This window comes from Mesorhizobium sp. SARCC-RB16n, from assembly GCF_008520305.1.
Classification (GTDB): domain Bacteria; phylum Pseudomonadota; class Alphaproteobacteria; order Rhizobiales; family Rhizobiaceae; genus Mesorhizobium.
The window spans coordinates 13,773-36,001 of record NZ_ML703313.1; the positions used below are offsets into that span (position 1 = coordinate 13,773).

A 22,229-nucleotide genomic window follows, 5' to 3' on the forward strand; every position below is an offset into this window, starting at 1 on the left:
GGCGAAGCGTTCGCGTGTCCCGGCCCCGCCGTCAAGGCCGCAAACAGCTGCCCGGCCCACCCGTCTACCGGAAAGATTCGAGGGATGGGACAGCAAGCGCGACGATCAGACAGCCGTCAACGGTGGGCCCGCTGGCCCGGAACGGAGAGCTTTGGAGCCCCGCCTTGCTTGAAGCGTTCCATGCACATGGCGGCGGTCAGTTGGTAGTGAGTTATCAGGGCCTGGACGGCGTCATCCGCATTTCCGTCCAGCGCATTTTCAGCAATCAGCCGGTGTTCGGCAAAATCGTCGCGCTGAACGCTCTCGCTGTCATTGGCCATCTGGCGATAGCGGTAGGCGTGATCGGAAAGCTGGTCGCAGAAGCCCACCAGCCAGTGCGACCGGCAGGCCGAGATCAGCACCCGATGGAAAATGCGGTGCAATTTCTCCCAGTCCGGATCGAGCGACGAGGTACTTTGCCGCGAAAGACGTGAGGCGCGTCCCAGGCGATGCAGCGCCAGCACCAATTGTTCTTCCCATTCGGCGGTGCGGTGGGCGATCGATTCGCGCAGCGCCCGCTCCTCAAGCCAGCAGCGGGTGCGCGTCAGCTCCTCGAGTTCGGCCGCACTGACTGGCATGATGAAGAAGCCGCGCTGGTCATGGCGGCCGAGGAGACCTTCGGAGGCAAGGCGATTGAGAGCTTCGCGAACCGGAGAGGCGCCCGCGCCATACTTGGAAACGACCCACTCGACGCGCAGCTTGCTTTCGGCTTCCAGAGCGCCGCCCAGAAGATCATCACGCAGTTGATGATAGACCGTGCTGGCAAGCGTGCTCTTGGCTCCCGGGCCGTCGTCGGTCAGATCGGCAGCTCCATATGTCAAAGCGACTCCTTGTCCCCAACTGTCCTCTTGGGCAATTCGAGTCCGAAAATTCCGCTTCTGTACATATCATACAGCGCCACGCTTCCGCCGCTCAAGCAGAAGATCGCGCTATTGTACTTTAGGCCAAAGAAATATATCCGATCGGCACGCCGATCGTTGGAATTCGAATATCTCTACAACCAGCAGAACTTAACGTGTTTTGTATGCACGCAGAATCCTTTGTTTGCCGTGTCCTGTGCGAGCATCTTTTCTGTCGCGCGCAAAGACAGTGCCGGCTTCGCCGAATCAGGCCTTCCGCAAGGATTTGAAGTCGGCCTCGACACTGAGGGGCCGTCTCCGCCCACCGGCCTACCAAAATTGAAACCCGGACGACTGGGCTGAGCTAGCCTGCGGCCTTGTCAGCCGCTGTCCTGATCGCTTCGATATTAGCGCGGTAAGCGTCGACGTTGCCGCCCTTGAAGATGGCGGCACCTGCCACCAGCACATCGGCCCCGGCGGCAGTCACCAAAGGGGCTGTTTCCGGCGAGACGCCGCCGTCGATCTCGATGCGGATCGGCCGGCCGCCGATCAACGCCTTGACCCTTCTCACCTTGTCGACCATTGCGGGGATGAAGGCCTGGCCGCCGAAACCCGGATTGACGGTCATGATCAGGATCAGGTCGAGCCGGTCGAGCACATATTCGACGGCGCTTTCCGGTGTCGCCGGATTGAGCGAGACGCCAGCCCTCTTGCCGAGGTTCCTGATGGTCTGCAGCGAGCGGTCGAGATGCGGCCCGGCCTCGGCATGCACCGTCATGCCGTCGCAGCCGGCGTCGGCGAAGGCGGCCAGATAGGGATCGGCGGGCGCAATCATCAGGTGGCAGTCGAAAAAGGCCTTGGTGCGGCTGCGGATCGCCTTGATGACAGGTGGGCCGAAGGTGATGTTCGGCACGAAATGCCCGTCCATCACGTCGAGATGGATCCAGTCGGCACCGGCCGCCGCCACCGCCTCGACCTCGTCGCCGAGCTTCGAGAAATCCGATGCCAGCACCGACGGTGCGATCAAGGTTTTTTTGCTCATCTCGCGGCCTTTCCGGGCGCCCCTTCATACGATCGCCCCGAACCGACTGCCTAAAGCGCTCCCGGCGACTTGTCGAGGGTGCAAGCGCGGTTCCACAAGGTGGTGTCGCGGCGCGATCTTGTAGGCGCCGGTTCGGCCTGCCCGAGCCACGAAAAAACCCGCCGGATTGCCCCGGCGGGTTTTTCGTTTGGCGTCGCAGGTGCTTACTGCTGCTGGAGTTTCAGTATCCGGTTTGGAACCGGGTCCTGTTGCTGGTCGATCGGCTGTCTGCGCCGCGGCAGCAATTGCAGCAGCTGACCCGGGTTGAGCTCCAGCGACGGCTGCCCGCGGATCGGTCGGCAGTTCGGATACCGCCCGACCGTACCGTCCGGGCAGTGTCGCCTGAAGATCGGCTGGCACTGGCCATTGACCATCTGCGAGCCCGGCGCGCATTCGCTCTGTTGCCTCGGCTTGCGGCATGCCCCGTCGATCACCTCGGTCCCACGCGGACAGATGCATTCGCCGCGCTTGTTGTGGACCTGGCCGCGGATATCGCACTGCTGCACATCAGGCTGCTTGCGCCGGCAGGCATTGCCTTGCACCTCGGTACCCCTCGGGCAAACGCAATTGCCATCGGAGTCATGGACCTGGCCACGGATGGTGCACTGGTCAGGTTTCGGCCGGACCGGACGGCAGGTGCCGTTGCGCAGCTCGGTGCCTTGCGGGCAGACGCAATCGCCATCGGCATTGCGGATCTGGCCATCGATGCGGCACTGCTGAGGTTTTGGCCGGATCTGGCGGCAGGCACCGTCTCGCACCTCGGTCCCTTGCGGGCAGATGCAGTAGCCATCGGCGTCGTGGATCTGACCACGGATGGTGCACTGCTCAGGCCTCGGCCTGTCGCGGACGCAGGCATTGGCCTTCCTGTCGAGATGCGTGCCGTCCGGGCAGGTGCAGCCATTGCCGTCCGAGGTCGGGACCGAGCCGGGCATGGTGCAGCCCGGTTTGTCGATCCTGACACAGGCGCCGTTCTCCAGCCCAGTCCCGCGCGGGCAGACACAGCGTCCGTCCTCGGTGCGGATCTGGCCTTCGAGCAGGACGCAGCGCGGTGGCGGCGGCAGTGGCAATGGCAGAAGGTTGGTGCCGCCGCCAGTGCACTGGCCGTTGCGGAAGGTGGTGCCTTCCGGGCAGACGCAGCGGCCGGCGTCGTTCATGACGAAGCTCGGCGAACACTGGTTCTTCACCTCGTGCGTGATGGTGAAAGGATGGCACGCATAGGCCTTGCCGCGATCGCCCTGCCCGTTGGTCGCATCCTTGGACAGCACGTCGCCGCCCTGCACCCGTGTGTCGGGAGACAGCACGCCGACGCAGTTCTGGCCGTTGACGTTGCCCTGCAGGTTGGCCAGGCGCCCGTCGTCGGGAATGACCACCGTCACATGGTGCGACTGGCTTTCACCGGCGCCGAGCGTCAAGTTGGCGATGCAGGAGGCCGGCAGCGTCGTCGCTTCGGGCGAGCAACCGAAGGGCGGGTCGATCGAAGTGATCGCAACGCCATCCAGCCGGCCAAGCCCGTCCACGCCGATCGCATCGCCGATGCGGACCGGACCCGAGAAGGGGCTCGTCCCGTCATTGGATATGGTGATGTCGAACGAGCAGGGCTGGCCGACGCGGCACTCGCGGTCGCCGGTCTTCTCGACACGAATGGTCGAGGAGCCGCCGCCCTTGGCGCAGGCCTGGCCGATCGGATAGACGACGTCGTCGCCCTGTGCCGGGCCATAGGAGCCCCGCGCGCAGTTCTCGAACTCGCCATTGGCCGAGACAGTCACGTCGAAGTGCCTGGAGGTTCCGGGCGTCATGACGGCGCCGGGAATCTGGCACGACAACGCATTGGCCGGAACCGGTCCGCACGCCCATTCCGCGCCATCGGGGGTGACGGTCTGGATCTGGACCGGCGCTCCGCCCGACACCAGCGTGGCGGCATCGTTGACCCGCACCGGACCGGTGGGGGCAGCCGTACCGACGCTGGTGATGGTGATGCGGCAGGAAACAACTGCTGCACCCGCCAGCGAGCCGCTGCAGACCTTGGTGATGCGCAAGGTCGGCTGGCCGCCATTGGGATGGCGGATGCGTTCCTTGGCGCAGGCCTTGTTGTTGGTGAGGTCGACCTCACCGGGGATGGCCTTCACCTCGGCGCAGTTCTCGACCGTGTCCGACCGATAGCTGGCCGGCACGACCGCCTTGACGAAGATCGGCGTCGAGGCGCCCGCGGGCAGCGAGATGGCGGCATTGTCGCAGCGGAACTGGCTGGGGCCGTCCGGGCCGCATGTCCAGGGCGGGCTCGGCCCGAAGGTCGAGGATGTCGGCGCGCCGCTTGGGTAGTTGTCGATCACCGTCAGCGGCCCGTTATAGGTCGATGTGCCGTTGTTGATGATGTCGATGATGAAGGTGCAGACGCCGTCGGCGGTGCAGACTTCGGTGCGGGCACGCTTCTTGAGGATCAGGTCAACCTTCTTCTCGACCGGCGGCTGGCAATCCTGGTTGCGGTCGCCGCGGCGGCAGATCGGGATCGAGGCACAGCCACGGTCATTGGCCTGGCTGCCGAAAAGCGGCTTGCCGCTGGCGCCGTAATTGTAGGTGGCGCAGTTGCGCAGCACGCTGCCTTGCCAGCCTCCGGCCGGCCTGAAGCCGAGCTTGAGGTCGACGGAGGCTCCCGGAGCGAGCGTGGTCACCGGATAGGTGCACGTCATCGGGGTGGTTCCCGGCGCGCAGACCCAGGGCGGGTTGGGCCCCGAGCTCAGTGTCGAGCCGGCCGGCAGCGTCACCTCGTCAAGCACGATCTTGCCGTTGTAGGGCGCTGTGCCGACATTGGTGACCCGGATGGTGAAGTCGCAGCCGCCGGCCATGGTGCAGCGCGGAACGTCGGCGCGTTTCTCGACCTTGAGATCCGGCTCCTTGTCCCGGGGCGGGCACTTCTGGTCACGCGGGATGACGATGTCGATGGTTTGCGTGCAGCACAGGCCCCAGCCCTCCTTCGGCCCGGCATAGGTGTTGATGCCGGTGACGATGAGGTGGATGACGTCGCCGGGTGACGCGCCGACGATCTTCCAGTCGAGCACACCCCCGCCCGCCGGCACCTTCTGGGTGTCGGGGATGATGGTGATGCCCGGTGAGGTCGTCGAAACCTGCACCCACTTGCCGCCCATCTCGGGGCCGACCGGCATGTGGTAGATGAAGGCGCCGCCGCCGGGCACGCAGTCGACCGTGCCGCGTTCGACCTTGAAGCATTCATGGTCGGTGGGAGGTGGCGGAGGTGGGTTGCATTTGGTCAAATCGATCCGGATCGAGGTCTTCTCCCCGGTTGCGATGTTGCCGTCGTCCGGCTTGCCCGGATCCTGCGACGGGATGCTGGTGCTCGCGCCGGCTTCGTTGGTCACCTTGATCAGGCCCTGGTTGTCGACCATCGTCGGCGCAGGAAACGCCGCATGGTCGATCTTGGCCGTGATCTGGAAGGTGATGACGCGTTCGTTCGCAGCGCCGACGCCATCAAGATCACTGGCTGAAAGCCGGAAATCGGAAACCGTCGCCGTATCGTTCGGATTTGTCGACGTGCTGATCGAAGCGCCCGGCAGCGGTCCGCCGGACGAATCCGTGCCGTCTCCGGCCACATGCACGCCGACGATCTGCAGGCCGTGCGGAAGCACGTCCTTGAAATCGAGACGCGCCTTGTTCAGCAAAGCCGCCAGGTTTGGGTTGGCAAAGTTCTGCGGATCGCCGCGCACGCCGAAGCTGAGGAAATATTCGACATAGTCGCAGCTTCGTTGCCCGCCTTTCTTGGTGAAGAAGGGCACGAGCCGACCCGGCTCGGGATTCACGATGCGTGGGTTGTCGAAATCGAGCCTGGGCTGCGTGACAGCGGTGTAGACTTCAGAGGCGAAGCCTTGCACCGGAGTTAGGGTGGCGACCGCGATACCGGCCGCCATCAGCCAGCGCGCGCCGCGCCTGGCGAGTGACAGGGGTTTCATGATCGTCTCCATGACGGTTGACTTGTTGCCGGCCGCGAGCGGGGAGGGTGCGAGATTGTTCATCTTCCCCTCCTCAACGTTCGCAGCTGACGGCTGGGGTTCGGAGCGGCAAGGTCATCTTGCAGCAAGGGTAGTAGTCACCCTTGTCCTTGTCGGACTTCCTGTAGAAGCAAAGTCCAACATCCACTCTGTCGCCCGGATAGTGGCCGGTGATGTCGATCGTGTACGGCTTGCCAGGTACATGCGATATGGGTGATGTCACCCCGACGCCTGGTGTCCTGGACTGGGCCTTGATCGAATCGCCGCCGAAGCCGGCATGGTCATGGAGATAGAGATCGGCCTCGAGACCTGAGGGCGTGCAGTAATACTGGACGTCCTCGACATCGAGACACGGAGGCAGATTGCCGGGCGGTGGGAAGTCCGGCGGGTAGAAGGGAGGCTCATAGCCGCCCGGTATTTCCTCATAATAGCCAGCACGGCCCTCGCAGGGATGCCAGACGGCGACGTCGCCGACATGGCCTTCCACTTCGGGATCCTCGAAATAGCCGTCGAAATCGACAAACCAGGAGCCGAAGGGCGGCACGTTGGCCGGCTTGACCAAGTCCTTGGGCGTGATCTGCACGCCATGCACGGCAATCGGTCCGCCAGCCGCGAGCTTTTCTGCGAGCTCGGGGTTGTCGCGCAATTTGTCGCCGGTATTGACCAAGGTCTGGGTGCAGACCGAGGTGTCGAGATTGCCGTCGGCGTCGTAGCCATATTGCAGGTCGAGGCCGCCGGCCGACTGGCGGTTACCCTGCGGGAAGCCGACCGCATATTCCTGCGGCGTTTCCACCCAGACCGATTCCGTCGAGGGATCGTCGGGATTTTCTCTGAAGTAGCGGATGACTTCGCCCTTGCCGGAATCGGCGAAGCGGCTGTAGTCGTAGCGGTTTTCGATCGGGCCGCGCTGGGCGAGATACATGAAGCCGCTGTTGTCGAAGGCGATGTCGGTGACGGCGTAGTCCTTGTCGGCCTTGACCGTCAGCTCCCAGCGCGGATCGCCGGCAAAGGTGCCGTCGCGAGCTATGGCCACCGACCAGATTTCCGACTTTTCGCCGACCGAATAGTAAAGCCGGCCGCCATGATAGGAGACGGCCCAGACCCGGCGCTCGTCCTGGGTGTAGCCCCAGGTCTCGGCGTCTTCGGTGTCGAAGGCCGCGCCCCGTATGTCCATCACCGCGCCATCGTCGGCGACGGGAGCCAGCCCATGCGCCGGTCGCCCGGCGACGCCGTGATCGAACGTGTCCACCAGTCTGCCGTTGGCGTCGATGCGATGGATCAGGCCGGTATCGAGGTCGGAAGCGAAGAACTGGCGATGGACGGGATCGAAGGTGATATTGCCGATGCCGGGACCGCTGTTGGTGTCGATGTCGGCGAATTTGGCGACCTGGCCGGTGATGCCGTCGATCTTCCAGATGGTGCCCGGTCCGCCGCCGTTTTCGGTGCCGAACTGGCCCTCCATGAAGGTGGCGCCCGCGGTGCCGCGGCGCTGCCGCTCCGGCCTGCCGTCCTTGTCGGCGTCCGGCGTGACGATCTCGATGCCATGCAGCGAAGTGGCGGCGGCATAGAGGTTGGGAACGCCCGACGGCACACCGTCGCGCACGCCGTCATCATAGGTGAGGCCGAACACCTCGCCGATCTGGCCAGCCGTTACTTCGAAAGGCGGCGGCGTGAAGACGAGCTGGCCAGAGGCCGGACCGCCCAAGTGCGTAACGTCGAACACTCGCAAGGTGGCGCGCGACGTGTCGATGAAGGTCTCGTCGACCGGATCCACGCCGGGCGGCAGCCCTTCATCTAAATTGGGGATGACGGTGCCGGGAAAGCCGGTGACCGCCATCGAGCCTGGATAAATGATCTGGGTTTCCTGCGCCCGGGCGGCGCCTCCAAGCCAAAGGCTGGCGGCAAGCGCCAGGGCCAGCAAGCCGCCGGCCTGCAATGCACCGCGCAAGCGGCCGTCAAAGTCAAAAGAAGACACGAACGTGCCGCGGACGCGAGACATCAAGCTACCCCCGTTAGCCACGGGAGAAACACCCGGCGTCGCCGCGCAAACCAGGGCAAGGCGCGGTGGTCCGGCACGTTCTTCCCTGATCGAATTGTCTGCTTTCCTCTTGGTCACGATACGCCTGCTCCTGCACAGGGTCAACGGAATCAGCGGAAAGCCCAGCGCATCGACCCCGTCCCGAAGGCGGTGGTCGCGCCGAGCTCCTGTTGGTCCCGGAGACCGCGGAGTCTCTGGGTTGCTGGTCATGGGGCTTCCTTTCCGGTCCGCACCATGCGGCACCTGAGCGTCAGTCGCGTGCGATGGTGGAAAGGTTCATGGAAGCCTTGCGCAGAATGCTTGCGCGCGATCCCGGCTGTTCTTATATACGCGCCAGCCCTGCGGTGCCGGAACATCGGTGCCGAACGGGAATTCTTGTGAACAGGGGCTTTCGTCGGAACGCCTTACCGGGTCCTGAGAGCCTGCTTAGCGGAGAGACTAGAAAAATGGCAAAAGTAATCGGTATCGATCTCGGCACCACCAACTCCTGCATCGCCATCATGGATGGCAAGGAACCGAAAGTGATCGAGAATGCGGAAGGCGCGCGCACGACGCCTTCTATCGTCGCCATCTCAGGCGACGGCGAACGTCTCGTCGGCCAGCCGGCCAAGCGCCAGGCTGTCACCAATCCTGAAAACACCATCTTCGCGGTCAAGCGCCTGATCGGCCGCCGCTATGACGATCCGGTGACGGAGAAGGACAAGAAGCTTGTCCCTTACAAGATCGTCAAGGGCGACAATGGCGATGCCTGGGTCGAGGCCGGCGGCAAGAAGCAGTCGCCCTCGCAGATCTCGGCCATGATCCTGCAGAAGATGAAGGAAACGGCGGAAGCCTATCTCGGCGAGAAGGTCGAGAAGGCGGTCATCACCGTTCCGGCCTATTTCAACGACGCCCAGCGCCAGGCCACCAAGGACGCCGGCAAGATCGCCGGTCTCGAAGTGCTGCGCATCATCAACGAGCCGACCGCGGCAGCGCTCGCCTATGGCCTCGACAAGAAGGAAGGCAAGACCATCGCCGTCTATGATCTTGGCGGCGGCACGTTCGACATTTCAGTGCTCGAGATCGGCGACGGCGTGTTCGAGGTCAAGTCGACCAATGGCGACACCTTCCTCGGCGGCGAGGATTTCGACATGCGCCTGGTCGAGTATCTGGCGGCCGAGTTCAAGAAGGAACAGGGCATCGACCTGAAGAACGACAAGCTCGCCCTGCAGCGCCTGAAGGAGGCGGCCGAGAAGGCCAAGATCGAGCTCTCGTCGACGACGCAGACCGAGATCAACCTGCCCTTCATCACCGCCGACGCGACCGGTCCGAAGCACCTGACGCTGAAGCTGACGCGCGCCAAGTTCGAAAGCCTGGTCGAGGACCTCGTCCAGCGCACCATCGAGCCGTGCAAGGCGGCGCTCAAGGATGCCGGCCTGAAGGCTGGCGAAATCGACGAAGTGGTCCTGGTCGGCGGCATGACCCGCATGCCCAAGATCCAGGAGATCGTGAAGCAGTTCTTCGGCAAGGAGCCGCACAAGGGTGTCAACCCGGATGAGGTCGTCGCTTTGGGCGCCGCCATCCAGGCCGGCGTGCTGCAGGGCGACGTCAAGGACGTGCTGCTGCTCGACGTGACGCCGCTGTCGCTCGGCATCGAGACGCTGGGCGGCGTGTTCACCCGGCTGATCGAGCGCAACACAACGATCCCGACCAAGAAGAGCCAGGTGTTCTCGACCGCCGAGGATTCGCAGTCTGCCGTGACCATCCGCGTCTTCCAGGGTGAGCGTGAAATGGCCGCCGACAACAAGGCGCTTGGCCAGTTCGACCTGGTCGGCATTCCGCCGGCACCGCGCGGCGTACCGCAGATCGAGGTGACGTTCGACATCGACGCCAACGGCATCGTCAACGTTTCGGCCAAGGACAAGGGCACCGGCAAGGAGCACCAGATCCGCATCCAGGCGTCGGGCGGTCTTTCGGACGCCGATATCGAGAAGATGGTCAAGGATGCCGAAGCCAATGCCGACGTCGACAAGAAGCGTCGCGCCGTGGTCGAGGCCCGCAACCAGGCCGAAGCGCTGGTGCATTCGTCGGAGAAGTCGCTGAAGGAATATGGCGACAAGGTCTCCGAGGCCGAGCGCACGGCGATTTCGGACGCGATCGCGGCGCTGAAGACCGCCGCCGAGGGCGACGACCCGGCCGACATCGAGGCCAAGAGCCAGACGCTTGCCGAAGCTTCCATGAAGCTCGGCCAGGCCATGTACGAGGCCTCGCAGAAGGAAGCGGCGGAAGCCGATGCCAAGGCGGATGCCGCCAAGGACTCCGATGTGGTCGACGCCGATTTCGAAGAAATCAACGAAGACGACGACAAGAAGAAGTCGGCCTGAACGGCTTGACGGCAAGATAATGCGGAAAGCCCGGCGCAAGGCCGGGCTTTTTTGCAACCCTCGCGGAAAAAAGTGCGAGCGCTGCCGAAAAAATCACTGAAAACCACGGACAAGTTCGTGCCGACCCTAGCATACGGGCAGCACCGCTCCTAAATCGAACAACGTGCCGGCAAACGACGCACAACATGCATCAAGACGTTGATCCGGAACTGCGGGAAAAAATGAAAGCTGATTTCTACGAAACGCTGGGCGTGCAAAAGGGCGCCGACGAGAAGGAGCTCAAGAGCGCTTTTCGCAAGCTCGCCATGCAGTTCCATCCCGACCGCAACCCCGGCGATCATTCCTGCGAGCACAGGTTCAAGGAAATCAACGAAGCCTACGAGACGCTGAAGGACCCGCAGAAGCGCGCGGCCTATGACCGTTTCGGCCACGCCGCTTTCGAGCAGGGCGGCATGAATGGCGGCGCGCAAGGCTTTGGCGCCGGCGGCTTTGCCGACATCTTCGAGGATATTTTCGGCGACATGATGGGCGGCCGCCAGCGCCGCTCGTCCGGTGGCCGCGAGCGCGGCGCCGACCTGCGCTACAACATGGAAATATCGCTGGAGGAAGCCTTCGCGGGCAAAACCGCGCAAATCCGCGTGCCGGCTTCGATATCCTGCACAGAATGCTCGGGCAGCGGCGCCAAGCCGGGCACCCAGCCGGTCACCTGCTCGATGTGCAACGGCCACGGCAAGGTGCGTGCCACGCAGGGCTTCTTCTCGATCGAGCGGACCTGCCCGCAATGCCAGGGCCGCGGCCAGACCATCAAGGACCCCTGCCCGAAATGCGCCGGCCAGGGCCGCGTCACCGAGGAGCGCTCGCTGTCGGTCAACATCCCGGCCGGCATCGAGGACGGCACCCGCATCCGCCTTGCCAATGAAGGCGAGGCCGGCCTGCGCGGTGGGCCGTCGGGCGACCTCTATATCTTCCTGGCGGTCAAGCCGCACGAATTCTTCCAGCGCGACGGCGCCGATCTCTATTGCAAGGTGCCGATCTCGATGACCACGGCCGCCCTTGGCGGCTCCTTCGAGGTGACGACGCTGGACGGCACGCAGACCAAGGTGAAGGTGACCGAAGGTACGCAGAACGGACGCCAGTTCCGTCTTAAAGGCAAGGGCATGCCGGTGCTGCGCCAGCCCAATGTCGGCGACCTCTACATCCAGACCGCGGTCGAGACGCCGCAGAACCTGTCGCGCCGCCAGCGCGAATTGCTGGAGGAGTTCGAACAACTGTCCTCGCAGGACAATTCGCCCCAATCGAGCGGCTTTTTCGCCCGCATGAAGGATTTCTTCGAGTCTTTCGGCGAGCGTTGAGGCGCGACCAGAACTATCTTGTCCCCGACATAGGCATGGCCGCGCCTTGCCTTGCGTCACCCAGGTGTTAAGTAGCTTCAAGGGGAGCGCTGAGGAGAGCTTGCATGGCACGTGGTCACGGACTGCGGAAGGCGTTTGCCGAGAAGTTCGACGACGAACTCAAATTCTTCAAGGGCTGGATCGACAAGCCGAAGACGGTCGGCTCGATCGTTCCGACCAGCTCGATCACCGCGCGCAAGATGGCCTCGATCGTCAACCCAAAGTCCGGCCTGCCGGTGCTCGAGGTCGGTCCCGGCACCGGGGTCATTACCCGCGCCATCCTTGCCCAAGGCGTGCGGCCCGAGAACCTCTACGCGGTCGAATATTCAACCGATTTCGTGCGCCATCTGCGCCAGCTCTATCCCGGCGTCAACGTCATCGAAGGTGATGCCTTCAACCTCAACGCGACGCTTGGCGAGAGGAGCGGGATGATCTTCGACAGCGTCGTTTCCGGCGTGCCGCTGCTCAACTTCCCGGTCGCCCAGCGCATCGCCTATATCGAGAGCCTGCTCGACCGGATCCCGGCCGGACGGCCGATCGTGCAGCTGACCTACGGTCCGATGTCGCCGATCCCGGCCGGCCGCGGCGACTACACGGTCAAGCATTTCGACTTCATCTTCCGCAACATCCCGCCGACGCAGCTGTGGATCTACCGACGCGAAGCGCATTGATTTGGGCTGGCCTAGGCTGTACCTGTCCGTCGACAAGGGTGGCCAATGGCAGTGATCCCGAAAATCCTCGTCTTCGCCGGCTCGGTGCGCAGCGGCGCCTATAGCGGCAGGACCGCCGACGTGGCGCAGAAGGAACTTGCGGTGCAAGGCGCCGAGGTCACCCGCATTTCGCTCGCCGACTATCCCTTGCCTATCCTCGACGAGGACCTGGAGAAGGAAAGGGGTGTCCCCGAAAACGCCCAGAAGCTCGCGCGGCTGATCGCCGCTCATGACGGGCTGCTGATCGCGACGCCGGAATATAACGGCTCCATCCCGCCGCTGCTCAAGAACACGATCGACTGGGTGAGCCGCGTGCGCAGGGATGGCGGCCGGTCGGTCAGGCCTCTTGCCGGCAAGGTCGCCGGCCTCTGCTCGTCCTCCAACGGACACTTCGCCGGCATCCGCTGCATCAACCATCTGCGCGCCGTGCTGGTGCGTTGCCAGATGGAAGTGGTGACGCCGGAATGCTCGGTGCCGGAGGGTGGCGACGCCTTCGACGGGGACGGCCATTTCCGTGACGAAAGACTGCACAGATCGATGGAGCACCTATGCCGCACGCTGATCGAAACCTCACGCATGCTGTCCACGCGGATCGAGGCGTGATCGCCGCGACGATGCAAGACCGATTGATCGTCGGCCTCGACGTGCCGACCGTGAAGGAAGCCGAGCAGGCGGTGCGCGAGCTCGACGGCGTGGTCTCCTTCTACAAGATCGGCTATCAGCTGGCCTTTGCCGGCGGGCTCGACTTCGCCAGGGAGCTGGCCAGCGGCGGGACGAAAATCTTCCTCGACATGAAGCTGCTCGACATCGACCACACGGTGGCCAAGGGCGTCGAGAACATCGTCAAGATGGGCATGACCATGCTGACCATCCACGCCTATCCCAAGGCGATGCACGCGGCGGTGGAGGCATCGCGCGGCAGCGAGCTTTGCCTGCTCGCCGTCAGCGTGCTGACCTCGATGGACGAACAGGACATGATCGATGTCGGCTATGAATATGACCCGCACACGCTGGTGCTGAGGCGCTCGGAACAGGCGCTGCATGCCGGCATGGGCGGCATCGTCTGCTCGGCTGCGGAGGCCGAAGCGGTGCGCCGCATCGTCGGCCCCGACATGGCGGTGGTGACGCCCGGCATCCGGCCGGCGGGCAGCGACCATGGCGACCAGAAGCGCGTGGTGACGCCAGGGCAGGCGATCCGCAACGGTGCCAGCCACCTCGTTGTCGGCCGGCCGATCGTCGCAGCCGGCGACCGGCGCGCGGCGGCGGAGGCGATACTCGAAGAGATGCGCTCGGCCTGACGAGCCCGCATGGATAGGAGGAAGAGAATGCCCAAGGGATACTGGATCGCCCGCGTCGATGTACGCGACGCGGAAGGTTACAAAGATTACGTCGCGGCGTCGAAGCCGGCTTTCGAGCGCTTCGGAGCGAAATTCCTGGCGCGCGGCGGCGAGCATGAGAAAGCCGAGGGCCCAGGGCGGGCACGCAATGTCATTATCGAGTTTCCGTCGCTCGCCGCCGCGCATGATTGCTATCACTCGCCGGAGTATCAGCGCGCGGTGGCGATCCGCCAGAAGGTCGCCGACGGCGAGATCGTGCTGGTCGAAGGCATCTAAAGCGCGTCGCGTCGAAACGGATTCAGGCGACGCGCTTCAGGTCTTGTCTTATGCATGTCGTCTTCCCAAAACCGAGGTCACTTTTGGGCGACATGCATCAGCGAAAGAGGCTGTTCGCCGCGGTTTCAGCCATGGCGTCGGCCAGGCTCAGCCCCCATTGCTGGCGGCAATAGGCGCGGAAATCGAAGCAGGGCAGGCCGGGGCAGACCTCGAACTCGATGAGATGGACCGTATCGTCGGCCTCGACGCGCAGGTCGACGGAAAACACGTCGCGCAGGCCGAGCCCATCCATCAACCGCTTGGCAATCGCGCGTATCCTGGCATCGGCCACCGGCTGGCTGTCCGCGACCGGGGCGAGTTCGGGTTCGGCATAGTGCCCGGCAGCCTTCGCCGCCTCGCCGGTGTCACCGTAAAGCGCCAGGCTGTCGGCCATGGTCTGGAAGTCCGCGCCTGACTCGACAAAGGCGATGCCAAGCGCCTCGACACCAACTTGCGGCGTCAGCCCGAGGAAGGAGGCGCGCACGTTGCGGCCGGAGACATAGGGCTGGACGACGACATCATCGCGATAGGCGGAGAAGACACGCCGGCTAAGCTCCAGCGCGTGGCCGAGATCGGTTACGCGCGAATCCGGCCAGATGCCGATCTTGGCACCGAGCCGGTTGGGCTTGACGAACCAGCCGGCCGCGGAGGCCGGCGGCTCGACCAGCCAGTTTCCATTCCGGGCGAGACCCGCCTGCGGCACCGGCAGGCCGAGCGCGCCAAGCACGGCGCCGGAGCGGAACTTGTCCTGGCAGAGCGCGAAGAGCGAATCGTCGGCGCCGATCGTCTTGAACCCACCCAGCCTCGCCAGCGCCGGGGACACGCCACCACGGAAATAGGCGATGCCGTCGGACAGTGTCCAGACCAGCGTGCTTTGCGGATCCTCACCGTCAAGCGCCCCGGCGGCATCGTCGAGTGCCACGGGCGCAAAGGACAGGCCGCGCGCCGCGCAGGCATCGGCAAGCGCACCGAATTCAGGGGCGAGGTCCGTCGACTGCGCCAAATAGGACGAGATTTCAGTGGCGCGCTGTGGTGCGTAGCCGTCGGCGATCAGACGGTCGAAGCAAGCCTTTTCGGGCTCGTAGACAAGGATCAGCTTTGGCTTGTGGCTGGACATGCGATGAATGAATCCCGGCAAATGCGATCGCCCAGCATGGCACGGCGCATGCCACGGGCTTTCGCGAAACCGACCGTCCCGGACGGTTGCGTGACAACGCCGGCTTTCATCCGCCGCCTCTATTCAGGCGATCAGCACGCGCGGCTCGAAGCGGCCGTTGACCTTGATGTCGAGCAGGAAGGTCATGCCCGCCTGCGGATCGAGCTGGCGCTGCTTGTCGTCCTTGCCCTTCCAGGCCGACGTCACCGCCAGCCGGTCGGCGTTCCTGCCGACGAAGGCCGGGCAGGAGGGCTGCGTCACCGGCATCGCAATTTCGCGCAGCAAGGTGCCGTCGGGCGAATAGGCCTTGACCGCCTTGCCACCCCAGACGGCATTCCACAGCACGCCGTCGCCGTCGATGACCGATCCATCGACATAGCCCTTGGACGAGCGGTGATCGACGAACACTTTCGGATCACCGTCGGGCAGGCCGGTCGCCGGGTCACAGGCGACGCGCATCAGCAGGCCGGTCGAGGTGTCGGTGTAATAGGCGAGCGCGCCATCCCCGGAGAAACAGATCGAGTTCGAGACGGTGATGTCCGAAAACAGACGACGCAGTTCGCCCTTGAAGAACCAGTAGATCGAACCGGCACCCTTTGCCTCGCCTTTGCCCATCGTCCCCATCCACAAGGCGCCGCAGGGATGGACACGGGAATCGTTGGAGCGGGTAAGGGGGTTGTCCGCCTCGACAGGCGTATGCAGCGTCATCTGGCCGGTCGCGACGTCGCGGACGAAGAGGCCGGTCTCCGTGGCGATCAGCTGGCGCCTGTCGTCGATGATGGCGATGGCGCTGGCCATCTGGCCAAGCTCGTGGATCTTGAGCGCGCCGCCGGCCACGGGCTTTTCCAGCAGTTGGCCGTTGACGATGTCGAACCAGAACAGCGCGTCGGTGGCGGGATCGTAGCTTGGCCCTTCGCCGAGCTCGCAGACATGGTCGGAAAAAACCGAAACCTCGCTCATCATGCGTCTCCGAATGCTGCGTCCCAGGCCGCGACGGCGGCGTGAGCGCGCGCCGCCACGTCGTCGACGCTCATGCCTGGCTTGAACAGGCTGGAGCCGAGCCCGAACACCGTCACGCCAACCGCCTTGTAGCCGGCAAAGTCCTTCTCCGAAACGCCGCCGACCGCGCCGACCAGCGTCTGCGCCGGCAGCACGGCCCGGATCGCGGAAATGCCCGATGCGCCGAGCACGCTGGCGGGAAAGAATTTCAGCGCCGAGGCGCCGAGCCGGATCGCCTGGAAGGCTTCCGTGGGCGTAAACACGCCGGGCATGGTGACCATGCCGTATGTCCTGGCGCGGCCCATTACCTCGGCATCGATGTTGGGGCTGACCAGCAGCCGTCCGCCGGCGTCGTGAAGATTGTCGACATCGGCGGCCGTGAGCACCGTGCCGGCGCCGACCAGGGCCGTTTTCGGCAGCACTTCGACGATCCTGGCGATCGACGAGAACGGCTCGGGCGAGTTGAGCGGCACCTCGATCGCCTCGATGCCGGCGTCGAACAGCGCCTGGCCCATGGCGATCGCCTCAGTGGGCTTCAGGCCGCGCAGGATGGCGACCAGCCCGCGCTTGAGCTCGGGAAAAGGTGCGGTCTGGCTCATATGGCGGCTCCGGTTCTGGCGATCATGCCGTTCTCGCGCGCGGCTTCGATCAGCCCGGCGCGTACTGCTTCGTCGGCGTCGACGGTGCGGAGGCCGAGCCCGGCAAGGCCGAGCGCGGCCTGGTAGAGCCCGGCCAGCGCGCCCGAGGCAACCAGCACGACCGCTGTCGCGCCGGCGCCGTGCCTGCGTCTGGCGGAGGCGATCTCGCCGCCGATCAGCAGGCCTGACAGGCAGGCGGCGGCGTCTTCGGCCTTGAGATCCTGGAGCAGGCCGGCGGCGCGGATGGCAAACAGCCGCGAGGTGACGTCGCCACCCTCGCCCAGCGCAATCTCGCACCAGCGGCGGAAGAACGGATTGTCGGCAGCAACCGGGCTGGGATGTTCGCCCAGCGAATGGCGCAGGATCGAGTGCTCTCCAAGCACGGAAAACAGCTCGCCCGTCGGCCAGGTGCCGAAACCAGCGACGGCGCCATCCTCGACCAGCACCCATTTCGAATGGGTGCCGGGCATGCAGACGAGGTCGCGGCCTTTGGCCGGCAGGCCGGCACCGGCAAGCTGCGTCTCCTCGCCGCGCATGACGTCGGGCGCATCGGCCAGGCGCTGGGCAAGGCCGGGGACGATGCGGATGTCGCGTTTCTGATCAGGCACCCGGGCGGCGCCGCCGAGAATGGCGCCTAGCGGCGCCGGCACGCTGACATAGGGCGCCTCCAGCCAGCCCTGGCGGGAGCCGGCCATGCCGCAAATGATAACGGGCAATTCCTCCGGCGCGCCGATCGCTGCCAGATGCCCCTCCAGCACGTTGGCGAAGCCCTTTTCGCGCGCGGTGATCAGGCCGTCGTCGCCGCGACGCTCGGCAAGCACCTTGCCGCTGCCATCGACCAGCCATGCCCGAAGCCGGGTCGTGCCCCAGTCGAGCGCCGCGACTGCCGGAACGTTGCTGGCTGAGCTCACAGGAAGCCTCCATCGACGATCAGCATTTGCGCGGTCAGCATGCGCGAGGCATCCGAGGCCAGGAACAGTACCGTGCCGACCATGTCGTCCGGCCGCATGACGTCCCTGATGCATTGCTTGGCGACGTGAGCGGTGAGCGCTTCTTCCGTCACCCAGCGCTCCTGCTGCCGCTCGGTGATCACCCAGCCAGGCGCGACGGCGTTGACGCGGATGCGGTCCGGCCCGAGCTTGCCGGCCAGACCCTTGGTGAGGCCGAGGATGCCAGCCTTGGCGGCGGTATAGGCCGGCATGTCGGGATGGTTGATGAGATAGGAGGTCGAGGTGAAATTGATGATCGAGCCGCCGCCGGCCCGCTTCATGCCTGATGCCACGGCCTGCGCGGTGAAGAAATGCGGCCGCAGGTTGACGGCGAGATTGTTGTCCCAGAACTCGACGGTGACGTCCTCGACGGCGTGGCGTTCGTCCCAGGCGGCGTTGTTGACCAGCACCGTGACATCGCCATGCGCCTCGGCCGCCCTCGCCGTAGTGGCGCGCAGCGCCTCGACGTCGCGCAGATCTGTCTTGAGATAGAGCGGTCGGCGACCGAGCTCCTTCTCGATGCGGTCGGCGAGCGTGGTGCTTGGCGCATCGGCGATGTCGATGAAGGCGACCTTGGCGCCCTGGCGCATGAACCCTTCCGTCAACGCCGCGCCGATGCCGGAGCCGCCGCCGGTGATCAGCACCGAAGCGCCTTCGAGGTCGGCAAAACGCGCCGATGGCATCATGATTTTCGTCTCCCGGGTCAACCGGCGCGCATCCTAGCCAGACACGTCCGGCGGGCAAGGGCGAAAAGACGCTATTTCGGGCTTATGTCTGACAAAAAGGCGACGGCGCCCGCGCGCGACCCGCCAAACGGCGTCGCCGCATGGCGGGCAACGCCGAAACCTGCCGCTCAGATCGCCTTGGCGCGCAAGGCGCCACGGAAGGAATCACGGAGATAGCCCAACGTGGCGTCGGCATCGGCCGGCTTGCCGAACAGATAGCCTTGTCCGCCGGCGCAACCGAACTGGACCAGCCGGTCGGCCTGTGCTTCCTCTTCGATGCCTTCGGCGACGACGTCCATGCCGAGCCCTTCGCACATGGCGAGGATGGCGCGGATGATGTGTTCGGACGGCCGGTCGTCGAGAATGGAGGAAACGAAGGCGCGGTCGATCTTGAGCTTGTCGAAATGGAATTCGCGCAGGCGGCCGAGCGAAGACTGGCCGGTGCCGAAATCGTCGAGCGAGACACGGATGCCGACACGGCGCAGATCCTCGACGATCTGTGCGGCCGAGGCCGGGTCGTTCATCAGGCCGGTTTCGGTGATCTCGATTTCCAGCCGGCGCGGATCGAAGCCGGTGCGATCGAGGATCGCCAGAATGTGCAGGCCGGTGTTCTGATCGACGAGCTGCGATGGCGACAGGTTGAAGGACAGGAACAGGTCCTTCGGCCAGCTCCTGGCGGCTTCGGTCGCCTTGCGCAGCACCAGCTGCGACAGCGGGCCGATGATGCCGCGCTCCTCGGCGATGGGAATAAAGACGGTCGGCGGCACCGCGCCGAGGTCTCGGTCGGTCCAGCGCGCCAGCGTCTCGAAGCCGATGGTGCGGCGCGTGGTGAGGTCGACGATCGGCTGGAAGTGCGGCTCCACCTCGCCGGCGGAGACGGCGCGGCGCAGCGCCTGCTCGATGCGGGTGACGCGCTTGGCGGCCTCTTCCATCTCACGGGTGTAGATGACGACTCGGCCACGGCCGGAGCGCTTGGCATGGTAAAGCGCCGTTTCGGCCTTGTTGACGAGGATCTCGGTGGTCTCGTCGCCGGAATAGAACAGCGAGCAGCCGACCGAGGCGGAAAGCCTGGCGGTGCGTTCGCCGACATCATAGGGTGCCGACAGGATCTCGATCAGCATGCGGGACTTTTCCGCCGCCGCTTCCTCCGAGAACACCAGGGGATAGAGGAAGGCGAATTCGTCGGCGCCGATGCGGCAGACCGTCGAATGGCCGTCCATCGAGGCGCGCAGCCGCATCGCGACCTGGATCAGGATGTCGTCGCCGGCCTTGTGACCGAACAGGTCGTTGATCGGCTTGAATCCGTCAAGGTCGAGAATGCCGACGGTGAAGGGTGCGGGATCGTCGGCGCGATCGCTGATCAGGCGATCGACCTTGTCGAAGAAGCGGCGATGATTGCCAAGCCCGGTCAACGGATCGGTGAAGGCCAGATCCGTGCTTTCCCTGTTTGCCTGACCGGTGCCAAACGGAGTTTGCATCGGTGTCCCTGTTCGTCCCTGCTTTTGTCGTCGGAATTTATTTGCGAGACTGGCAGCAAACCCTTTAGGAAACGTATCGCTTGAATCGATTTTTATAGCCGGAGCATGATCCCAAAAAACGGGATCCGGATACCTTCGTGAAGCCGGCTACAACATACGTCAAGCACCCGGATTTTCAGCCGTTTGGCTTGATGACGCGATAGAGTTCCAGGGGGCTACCCCTGGTCTCTGCCACCGGCTCCAGCCAATCGGGCACGCTGCCGCGCATTAGTGCGGCCAGGAAGCCATTCGGCGCCTTGGCCGCGAACAGCCGGCTTTCCGGGTTGTCGCGGCACAGCGCGACAAGGCCGACATGGTGGCTTTCGACGATGGCTTTGGCGTCGGCGGACGAGCCCAGCAAGGCATCGAACACGAGCAGGTTTCCAGCGACGTTGCGATGGTAGGGCCCGGCGAACACACGATGACCGGTGAAGGCGAGGATCGGCGAGCCAAGATTGGAGATGGCAAGGACCGTTGTGGGGGCCATCGCGCCAAGCACGGCGAACGAGGCCTTGCTGTTGCAGGGTGCATCGATGCTGGCGTCCGTGGCGGGTGCTGCGGTTGCGAAGGCGCTCGATGCGGCCTCGGCGGCACCCGACCAGATGGCATTGACGGAGATCAACCAGGCCGCGGCCATCCTGAGCACGGAACCGCTGGACGGGCTGGCCTCCGCCCGCTGCCGCCATTTTGCGATCCAGGCCGAAAGCGGGATCACGGCGAAGGCGATGGAGAAGGTCGAGCCGCGCACTTCCCAGGCGCTGACCAGGACTGCCACCATCAGCAGCGCGGCGACGAGGCTGTCCTGGCGTCGCCAGCCGCCATGGCTGAAGTGGAGCGCCATCAGGACGATCGCCACCAGGGGCGTGGCAAAACGTGCCACGGCCCTTGCCGGATCGTCGGCGACGAGCTGAACGATCGACTGTGCCTCCTCGATATAGCCGAGCCACATCTGCTGCAGGCGCGGGTCGAGGTGGGCATAGGGCGCCGCCAGACACTGCGGAAACAGGAGCCCAATAACGAGAGAGAGAACGACGGCAAGCAGGCCAAGCGACATAAGGCGCCGGGCGGCCGTCGCATTGGCGGCCTGCCATGAAGCAATGATTGCTAGACCGGTGCCGGCAAGACCTGTGACGGCGAACTGCACGACCGAGAACGTGTCGCACTGGGCCTGGCCCCAGGACGACATCGGGCTGGTAGCGGCGAAGACGAGAGCCGAGGCGCCGGCAACGCCAAGGCCGAAATCCCTGGCGATCAGCCTTTCACCCTCCCGATTGCCGAGAAACAGCAGTGCGACGACGGCGCCGAGGGCTCCGGCATAGGGAGCGCTTTCCATGCCTATGGCCAGGGTCAGCGTGGCGCAAATGCCCGCGACAAGAGCGGCCGGCCGGTGCGTGGGCGCCTCGAGCAGCAAGGCGAGGCTGGCCAGCGTCAGCATCAGCTGGACATTGTGATGGTCGAGCGCGCCGGGACAAAAAATCCCAATGTAATACAAGGCCGCGCCGCCGACGACGGCGGCGGGCAGCACGGCGGACGCGCCAGCGAAAGCGCGCGCGGCGCGGATGGTGAAGAAGACCGCCAACCAGAACTGCAGCGCAGGCCAGACTACTTGCACGATCTGTTCGGCCAAGGCGGCGCTGCCGGTCAGGGCCGAAGCGGCAAGGATGCTCAGCGCCAGCGGCGCGTCGAGCAGCCGCGACCAGTGCATGACGAAGCCGCCCTCCAGTCCCATCCTGTACTGGTGCAAGTCGAACCAGCCCTGGCCGGCCAGCAGGTCGCGGACTTCGACCAGTTGCAGCAGGCTGTCATTGTCGCCCGCCGGATTGGCAAGTTGCGGGAATCCCTGCTGCGCCTCGAGCGCCAGCAGCAGCAAGGCGGCAAGCAGCGCGAACGCGATATCGGACTTCCAGGTGGAAGTTCCCCTTGCTGTGCCCATCCGATCGCCCTTGGCGGGAATGCCGGGCCTTTCCAGACCAATCGACACTCGTGAAGTCAGCCTTAAACCTAGCCTTAACGGCTTCAATAAATAGTAAAACCGCCTGAACGCGGCCGGCTTCCGGAGCGCGACCGCATGGTCGACAAGGCATCGGAGAC

17 protein-coding genes are annotated in these 22,229 nt (G+C 64.8%); 6 read left to right on the forward strand and 11 right to left on the reverse strand.

Going from position 1 to position 22,229, the window contains the following annotated elements:
• Positions 1-116: 116 nt before the first annotated feature.
• The 4 genes from C7I87_RS34390 to C7I87_RS34405 all read right to left on the reverse strand — a co-directional run bounded on the left by C7I87_RS34390 (position 117) and on the right by C7I87_RS34405 (position 7,959).
• Positions 117-860: a GntR family transcriptional regulator gene (locus C7I87_RS34390; RefSeq protein ID WP_149908381.1), complete on the reverse strand. Its 744-nt coding sequence runs from the start codon at positions 858-860 to the stop codon at positions 117-119.
• Between the two features lie 382 nt (positions 861-1,242).
• Complete coding sequence (gene rpe, locus C7I87_RS34395) at positions 1,243-1,920, reverse strand: ribulose-phosphate 3-epimerase (protein ID WP_149908382.1); 678 nt, start codon at positions 1,918-1,920, stop codon at positions 1,243-1,245.
• Between the two features lie 203 nt (positions 1,921-2,123).
• Entirely contained in the window at positions 2,124-5,984 is a 3,861-nt protein-coding gene (locus tag C7I87_RS34400; protein ID WP_149908383.1) for a DUF7929 domain-containing protein, read from the reverse strand.
• Between the two features lie 10 nt (positions 5,985-5,994).
• Complete coding sequence (locus tag C7I87_RS34405; RefSeq protein WP_149908384.1) at positions 5,995-7,959, reverse strand: NHL repeat-containing protein; 1,965 nt, start codon at positions 7,957-7,959, stop codon at positions 5,995-5,997.
• A 485-nt stretch (positions 7,960-8,444) separates the two neighbouring features.
• Here C7I87_RS34405 and dnaK point away from each other — a divergent pair, with 485 nt between their 5' ends.
• From dnaK to C7I87_RS34435, 6 genes are all read left to right on the forward strand, one after another.
• A complete protein-coding gene (dnaK, locus tag C7I87_RS34410) occupies positions 8,445-10,361 on the forward strand; it encodes a molecular chaperone DnaK (RefSeq protein WP_149908385.1) in 1,917 nt (638 codons plus the stop codon).
• Positions 10,362-10,582: 221 nt separating this feature from the next.
• Positions 10,583-11,713, forward strand: a complete 1,131-nt coding sequence (dnaJ, locus tag C7I87_RS34415; protein WP_149908401.1) for a molecular chaperone DnaJ — start codon at positions 10,583-10,585, stop codon at positions 11,711-11,713.
• Between the two features lie 104 nt (positions 11,714-11,817).
• Positions 11,818-12,423, forward strand: coding sequence for a phospholipid N-methyltransferase PmtA (gene pmtA, locus C7I87_RS34420; RefSeq protein ID WP_140506955.1), 606 nt, complete (start codon positions 11,818-11,820; stop codon positions 12,421-12,423).
• A gap of 45 nt (positions 12,424-12,468) precedes the next feature.
• A complete protein-coding gene (locus C7I87_RS34425) occupies positions 12,469-13,065 on the forward strand; it encodes an NADPH-dependent FMN reductase (protein WP_149908386.1) in 597 nt (198 codons plus the stop codon).
• 11 nt (positions 13,066-13,076) lie between these two features.
• A complete protein-coding gene (gene pyrF, locus C7I87_RS34430) occupies positions 13,077-13,760 on the forward strand; it encodes an orotidine-5'-phosphate decarboxylase (protein ID WP_188394116.1) in 684 nt (227 codons plus the stop codon).
• A 27-nt stretch (positions 13,761-13,787) separates the two neighbouring features.
• On the forward strand, positions 13,788-14,075 hold the full coding sequence (locus C7I87_RS34435) for a DUF1330 domain-containing protein (RefSeq protein ID WP_149908388.1): 288 nt from the start codon (positions 13,788-13,790) through the stop codon (positions 14,073-14,075).
• Positions 14,076-14,172: 97 nt separating this feature from the next.
• Here the strand turns inward: C7I87_RS34435 and C7I87_RS34440 are convergent, their stop codons facing one another.
• The 7 genes from C7I87_RS34440 to C7I87_RS34470 all read right to left on the reverse strand — a co-directional run bounded on the left by C7I87_RS34440 (position 14,173) and on the right by C7I87_RS34470 (position 22,119).
• Positions 14,173-15,231 carry a D-alanine--D-alanine ligase family protein gene (locus tag C7I87_RS34440; RefSeq protein WP_149908389.1) on the reverse strand — a complete coding sequence of 353 codons (1,059 nt, stop codon included), beginning with the start codon at positions 15,229-15,231 and terminating at the stop codon, positions 14,173-14,175.
• A 123-nt stretch (positions 15,232-15,354) separates the two neighbouring features.
• Positions 15,355-16,230: an SMP-30/gluconolactonase/LRE family protein gene (locus tag C7I87_RS34445; protein ID WP_149908390.1), complete on the reverse strand. Its 876-nt coding sequence runs from the start codon at positions 16,228-16,230 to the stop codon at positions 15,355-15,357.
• The gene (locus tag C7I87_RS34450; RefSeq protein WP_149908391.1) at positions 16,230-16,868 is read right to left on the reverse strand and encodes a 2-dehydro-3-deoxy-6-phosphogalactonate aldolase; all 639 of its coding nucleotides are present in this window, start codon (positions 16,866-16,868) and stop codon (positions 16,230-16,232) included. The genes C7I87_RS34445 and C7I87_RS34450 overlap by 1 nt, the downstream gene beginning before the upstream one ends.
• Entirely contained in the window at positions 16,865-17,818 is a 954-nt protein-coding gene (locus C7I87_RS34455) for a 2-dehydro-3-deoxygalactonokinase (protein WP_149908392.1), read from the reverse strand. Before C7I87_RS34455 ends, C7I87_RS34450 begins: the two co-directional genes overlap by 4 nt.
• Complete coding sequence (locus C7I87_RS34460) at positions 17,815-18,582, reverse strand: SDR family NAD(P)-dependent oxidoreductase (protein ID WP_149908393.1); 768 nt, start codon at positions 18,580-18,582, stop codon at positions 17,815-17,817. Before C7I87_RS34460 ends, C7I87_RS34455 begins: the two co-directional genes overlap by 4 nt.
• Before the next feature lie 167 nt (positions 18,583-18,749).
• Positions 18,750-20,099 (reverse strand): putative bifunctional diguanylate cyclase/phosphodiesterase, encoded by a 1,350-nt coding sequence (locus tag C7I87_RS34465; RefSeq protein ID WP_149908394.1) that lies wholly within the window; start codon positions 20,097-20,099, stop codon positions 18,750-18,752.
• A 175-nt stretch (positions 20,100-20,274) separates the two neighbouring features.
• Positions 20,275-22,119, reverse strand: a complete 1,845-nt coding sequence (locus C7I87_RS34470; protein ID WP_246696533.1) for a GtrA family protein — start codon at positions 22,117-22,119, stop codon at positions 20,275-20,277.
• Positions 22,120-22,229 lie beyond the last annotated feature (110 nt).

Excerpts from the sequence above, each read along its gene's own strand:
- C7I87_RS34465 (WP_149908394.1), bottom strand. The coding sequence starts at position 20,099 with ATGCAAACTCCGTTTGGCACCGGTCAGGCAAACAGGGAAAGCACGGAT.
- C7I87_RS34460 (WP_149908393.1), bottom strand. The coding sequence starts at position 18,582 with ATGATGCCATCGGCGCGTTTTGCCGACCTCGAAGGCGCTTCGGTGCTG.
- pyrF (WP_188394116.1), top strand. The coding sequence starts at position 13,077 with ATGCAAGACCGATTGATCGTCGGCCTCGACGTGCCGACCGTGAAGGAA.
- C7I87_RS34440 (WP_149908389.1), bottom strand. The coding sequence starts at position 15,231 with ATGTCCAGCCACAAGCCAAAGCTGATCCTTGTCTACGAGCCCGAAAAG.
- C7I87_RS34405 (WP_149908384.1), bottom strand. The coding sequence starts at position 7,959 with ATGTCTCGCGTCCGCGGCACGTTCGTGTCTTCTTTTGACTTTGACGGC.
- C7I87_RS34400 (WP_149908383.1), bottom strand. The coding sequence starts at position 5,984 with ATGAACAATCTCGCACCCTCCCCGCTCGCGGCCGGCAACAAGTCAACC.
- C7I87_RS34450 (WP_149908391.1), bottom strand. The coding sequence starts at position 16,868 with ATGAGCCAGACCGCACCTTTTCCCGAGCTCAAGCGCGGGCTGGTCGCC.
- dnaJ (WP_149908401.1), top strand. The coding sequence starts at position 10,583 with ATGAAAGCTGATTTCTACGAAACGCTGGGCGTGCAAAAGGGCGCCGAC.
- dnaK (WP_149908385.1), top strand. The coding sequence starts at position 8,445 with ATGGCAAAAGTAATCGGTATCGATCTCGGCACCACCAACTCCTGCATC.
- pmtA (WP_140506955.1), top strand. The coding sequence starts at position 11,818 with ATGGCACGTGGTCACGGACTGCGGAAGGCGTTTGCCGAGAAGTTCGAC.
- C7I87_RS34435 (WP_149908388.1), top strand. The coding sequence starts at position 13,788 with ATGCCCAAGGGATACTGGATCGCCCGCGTCGATGTACGCGACGCGGAA.
- rpe (WP_149908382.1), bottom strand. The coding sequence starts at position 1,920 with ATGAGCAAAAAAACCTTGATCGCACCGTCGGTGCTGGCATCGGATTTC.
- C7I87_RS34425 (WP_149908386.1), top strand. The coding sequence starts at position 12,469 with ATGGCAGTGATCCCGAAAATCCTCGTCTTCGCCGGCTCGGTGCGCAGC.
- C7I87_RS34445 (WP_149908390.1), bottom strand. The coding sequence starts at position 16,230 with ATGAGCGAGGTTTCGGTTTTTTCCGACCATGTCTGCGAGCTCGGCGAA.